Origin of the sequence: Yoonia sp. (genome assembly GCF_036007805.1) — a bacterium.
Lineage (GTDB): Bacteria > Pseudomonadota > Alphaproteobacteria > Rhodobacterales > Rhodobacteraceae > Yoonia.
In genome coordinates this window covers 1-4,478 of sequence record NZ_DASYOK010000051.1, presented here as the reverse complement: position 1 = coordinate 4,478, position 4,478 = coordinate 1, and the positions used below count along the sequence as shown (strand labels likewise).

At 56.0% G+C, this 4,478-nt stretch carries 5 protein-coding genes and 1 pseudogene; 3 read left to right on the top strand and 3 right to left on the bottom strand.

Annotation, left to right across the window (positions count from 1 at the left end; translation table 11 throughout):
- On the top strand, positions 1 to 197 hold a 197-nt coding region (locus VGP75_RS03045; RefSeq protein ID WP_327542248.1), incomplete at its 5' end, for an integrase core domain-containing protein.
- Between the two features lie 190 nt (positions 198 to 387).
- Entirely contained in the window at positions 388 to 960 is a 573-nt protein-coding gene (locus VGP75_RS03040; protein WP_327542247.1) for an isopropylmalate isomerase, read from the top strand.
- 20 nt (positions 961 to 980) lie between these two features.
- Here the strand turns inward: VGP75_RS03040 and VGP75_RS03035 are convergent, their stop codons facing one another.
- The 3 genes from VGP75_RS03035 to VGP75_RS03025 form a co-directional block, all read right to left on the bottom strand.
- Positions 981 to 1,829, bottom strand: coding sequence for a glycosyltransferase family 2 protein (locus VGP75_RS03035; RefSeq protein WP_327542246.1), 849 nt, complete (start codon positions 1,827 to 1,829; stop codon positions 981 to 983).
- A gap of 309 nt (positions 1,830 to 2,138) precedes the next feature.
- Positions 2,139 to 2,939 (bottom strand): WecB/TagA/CpsF family glycosyltransferase, encoded by an 801-nt coding sequence (locus tag VGP75_RS03030; RefSeq protein WP_327542245.1) that lies wholly within the window; start codon positions 2,937 to 2,939, stop codon positions 2,139 to 2,141.
- Between the two features lie 42 nt (positions 2,940 to 2,981).
- Positions 2,982 to 4,226, bottom strand: coding sequence for a UbiH/UbiF/VisC/COQ6 family ubiquinone biosynthesis hydroxylase (locus tag VGP75_RS03025; RefSeq protein WP_327542244.1), 1,245 nt, complete (start codon positions 4,224 to 4,226; stop codon positions 2,982 to 2,984).
- 42 nt (positions 4,227 to 4,268) lie between these two features.
- Here VGP75_RS03025 and VGP75_RS03020 point away from each other — a divergent pair.
- A pseudogene (locus VGP75_RS03020) lies at positions 4,269 to 4,478 on the top strand (amidase); the annotation flags it as partial.

Genomic DNA, 4,478 nt, shown 5'->3' with positions numbered 1-4,478 from the left:
CATTCAACGGTCGCATGCGCGATGAACTGCTGAACGAGCACCTGTTCGACAGCTTGCGCCATGCCCGCAATTTGGTGGCGGCATGGCGCGACGACTTCAACCACCACCGCCCACACTCAAGCCTCGCTGGCATGACACCGTGGGAATATGCTAACCGGTCAAAGAAAGACCAAAACCTGAACAGAGCTAACTCATAATCGGGGACTCACAGGGGAGCAGTCATTCGCAATACAGCACTGTTTTAAGCGCTAGCGCAACAAATTTGGTCGTGAATGCCACGGTATTGCCCTAGCTAACAAAAACCAATCAAGCTACTAATCAACCGGTATTCCCCGACTGTCTTTGGTAACGCTTTGTTGCCGAAACGCGCAATATGATTGGCCTCAGATGACACTTGCGGAGCTTGCAGCCTGCATCAACACAAGCTGGTTGCCTGAGATAGGTGATCCTACAGTGATGGGTTGGTTTACCGTTGTGGCCTATGTCTTAACAGGTGGAATGTCTTTACTCGTGATGACGAACCAAAGGGGTAGGATGCGCGTGTTCTGGTCCGTGCTCTGTGTTCTTTTGTTCGCTCTATCAATTAACAAGCAGCTTGATCTGCAATCAGCTTTGACTGCGGCTGGGCGTTGTCTGGCATTGGCCCAAGGTTGGTACGAAGATCGGGCGGCCGTACAGCTTATCTTTATTGTCTTTGTGGCGACAGCCGGTCTCGTGCTTTCAATGGTTTTTGCTGTCACAATGCGGCACAACCTTGCACAAAATTGGCTCGCCCTGATTGGCCTTGGATTCCTCTGCAGCTTCATTGCCGTCCGCGCAGCGGGTTTTCACCATTTTGATCGTTTCATAGGATATGAAATAGCTAACGTAAGAATGAACTGGGCCATGGAGCTTGGTGGGATCGCGATGATTGCGGGAAATGCTCTTCTGTTTCTGCGTCAACAATCAAAGGTTCGTTGAAGCTGGTTCAAATGCACAGATCAGTCTCGACCTCGGCGCCAGACAAAGACTTCACTATTGGCAGAGCGTTTGGCGCGGAAATTGCTCACCATAAAGATCAGTACATAAATCGCCGATGAAAATGGTGTCGTGAAAAGCCCCCAAACATTGCTCAGTGTCTTGTTGCGTTGACCGTCATTCTCGAGCAATTCTGGATATTGTTTGGCCAGCTCTAAATTTCCCTCGCGCCAGCGGTGTCGCACATGCACCAAATTGCCAAACCCCTCGGGCAATGGCCAGTCGTAGGTTGCTTCAGTTTTGAACCGCTCATGGGGCGCAAATTGCAGACGCACAAAACGATCATCAGCGTAGATTGCCGGAAACTCTCCCCAACGCGCACGGCCTTTGGCACTCAATGCATATAACCCGATACCTGGCACACCCTCTCGGAAGAACGGAAGCTTTGTCCAGACTTTCGCAAAGGCACGACTGATCATGCTTGTGGGGCGTGGGATGCAGACTGTTCCGCTTGCATAGCGCGGCTCGTCCGCCGATAGAATGTCTATAAGCTCTACGAGGACTTGTTTGCTCAAGATTACGTCCGCATCTAAGTATGCGCGCGTTTCATAGTGGGCAACTCTTTCAGCTTGGTTCAGGGCATTCATCTTGTTGCCTTGCGCGATATCCAGCACGATAAGATCAAATCCCCGCTCCTGCAAGGCAGCAGCCTTTTCTTTGGCGAGTGCGACCGTGCGATCGTGGCAACCGTTGGCCGCAACGATGATCTGAATGGCATGGCCGTCGGGTATCCCGGATTGAGCCATTATTGCATCGAGACACTCGGCAATACTGCTCTCCTCATTGTGGCTGGGGATGATGACCGTAAGCATTAGATGCGCTCATACCTTGCTGCTGTTTTTTGCATCGCGAAAAAGCTGACCTACCTTCGGACAGGATGCGACTACAATAGACCAAATTCAGTACGGCCAAGAAGTACTATTTCTGCGCGGCGTTGCGCAACAGAAACATTAGCGGCTGGGCATCTCCCTAAGCCGCATGCGCAGTTCTGGCTAAATGCACGTAGTTATCACTGCAAATAATGGCTAGAACCAACATTCGAAGGCAAAAACCATTCCAGTTCTTTGAAGCCTCTGCGGGAAGCTCAGGCGAAACTAACATTCCAAGCGATTTGTGGACTTTCACCTCGACGCGCGCCTAGACCTCAAACGCGCCATCAGCGCTGACCAAAACAGTAGCGGCATCACAGCAATGCACCGCGCGTAGCGCAGGCCAAGCCGCCTTGGGTTGGTTAAGAGCCGCCACACCCATTCGGCCGCAATAAGACGAATGATTTTTGGCGCGCGATGTTGTGTCCCTGCAATGAAATCCAATCCAGCGCCGATGGACACAAACCCGACGGTGTCAATTTTTGATACCGCATGCGCGGCGAATAGCTCTTGTTTGGGCGCGCCGAGGGCGAGGAAGCACAAACCGATGTCGGCATCAGCGAGTTGCGAAATGTAGCTGTCAGCAAGGCTGCCTGACGGATCAAAACCCATCGGGGGGGACATGCATAGAACAACCTCTAGACCGTGGTGGCGGGCCATCAGCGCGCGGGCCGCTGCTGTCAGCGTTTCCTCTGTGCTGCCCAAAAGCGCCACACGCACTTTCGTGGCGGCAGCCAGGTCGCAAAGAGGTGCAATCAGGTCTGCGCCTGGCATCAGGTCGACGGGCGCACCCGCAATACGCGACATCCAAACAATCGGGTTGCCATCTGCCGTGACATGGCTGTGTGCAAGATATGCTGTCCGAAACGCGGGGTCATCGCGCAATTTTACAACGTGATCGAGATTTAGCGTGGCGAGGGCAAAACCTTGCCCCCTTTCAAAACGGGTTTTCAGATCGGCGAGCAGGCTGACGATAGAGGGGACCGTGACTGCAACCTTTTTCGCGGCCTCGTCCGTCAGCGCGCTTGAATTTGGCAACCACTCTACTTGCATTTGATCTTCACCATCGCCGTTTAGCGCAACACCTACCCCAGATCAGCGCATCAGTCGCGGTAAATCACCGGTCAGGCCTGCTGCTTCGCGGATAAAACTGCGCCGCAATCCCGGTGCTGCATTGACCAGACCCATGCCGATATCGCGGGCGGCACGAAGCAGCGGGTTGTCGTTGGAAAAGAGCCTGTTGAACGTGTCGGTGGCCAGCGCCAGCGTTGCCGTGTCGAACCGCCGCCATGTCTGATACCGCGCCAGCGTTTGCGCGCCGCCGATGTCTTCGCCACGTGCGCGCGCGCTTTCCAGCACCTCGGCCAAAGCCGCCACATCACGCAGACCGGCGTTCAGGCCTTGGCCCGCAATCGGGTGCACACCATGTGCCGCGTCGCCGATCAATGCGGTGCGGTCTGCGATGAAACTATTCGCCAGCGTCAGCCCCAAAGGATAGCTGAAACGTGCACCGGTTAGGTTGATCTGCCCGAGAAAGCTGCCGAACGCGGGGCGGAGGGCGTTAAGAAAGTCTGCGTCGTCCATCGCCATCAGCGCCTGTGCGCGGGCGTCGCTTTCGCTCCAGACAATCGAACTGCGGTTTTTGGTCAGGGGCAATATGGCAAGCGGGCCTGCGGGCATAAAGAACTGATGCGCGATGCCGCCATGAGGTTTGTCATGTTTGACGGCACACACAACTGCCGTCTGCCCATAACCCCAGCCTGTGCGCTTGATGCCTGCACGTTCGGCGGTGCCGCTCTTGCGCCCGTCCGACCCGATAAGCACCTTGCCGCTGATCTGCGTGCCGGAGGCCAGTGTGACCTGCACGCCGCCTGCATCAACCGATTGCGCGACAACGGTTTCGCCGGACAGATGCGTAATCCGGTCGTCTTTTGCCATGGCATCAAGAAACGCGCGCCGCAGGTGGCGGTCTTCGACCATAAAGCCCATTGGGCCTTCTTCGATTTCCGCGTGGTCAAAATGCATCATCCAAGGGGATGGCCCTTCGCCGGCACGCCCGTCTGTGACTTTGATTTCCAGCATCGGCTGGGCGTTCTCGGCGATCCGGGGCCAAATGCCGATGCCGCCCAAAAGCCGTTTGGATGCCAACGCCAGCGCATAGCTGCGCCCGTCAAAACCCACCCGTTTCCGGGTGTCCAAGGGCAGGCTGTCGATAATGGTGACGGTAAATCCCGCCTGCGCTGTCGCCAGTGCCAGGGCCGGCCCATTGAGCCCGCCGCCCACAATGATGAGATCTGTTTTCATACCCCGCAATATGCGTGTCAGGACGGGATTGTCCATGCGCTGCTTGGCCGCTACCGTGACGACGAACAGGAGAATGACATGCAAGAATGGCGATGGATGACTGCGGCGGATCTGGGCCGTGCAATTGGCGCGGGCGAAATTGATCCAATAGCCTTGGCCGAGGTCTATCTGGACGCGATTGACGCGCATGAGCACCGGGACCGCATCTATGCCCGCGTGACGCATGATCGCGCCCGCGCCGAGGCAAAAGCGGCATCAGTGCGCGCGAAGGCAGGGATGCGGCGTGGT

Bases quoted from the DNA above. Each gene is read 5' to 3' on its own strand.
- VGP75_RS03040 (WP_327542247.1), top strand. From the start codon at position 388: ATGACACTTGCGGAGCTTGCAGCCTGCATCAACACAAGCTGGTTGCCT.
- VGP75_RS03035 (WP_327542246.1), bottom strand. From the start codon at position 1,829: ATGCTTACGGTCATCATCCCCAGCCACAATGAGGAGAGCAGTATTGCC.
- VGP75_RS03030 (WP_327542245.1), bottom strand. From the start codon at position 2,939: ATGCAAGTAGAGTGGTTGCCAAATTCAAGCGCGCTGACGGACGAGGCC.
- VGP75_RS03025 (WP_327542244.1), bottom strand. From the start codon at position 4,226: ATGGACAATCCCGTCCTGACACGCATATTGCGGGGTATGAAAACAGAT.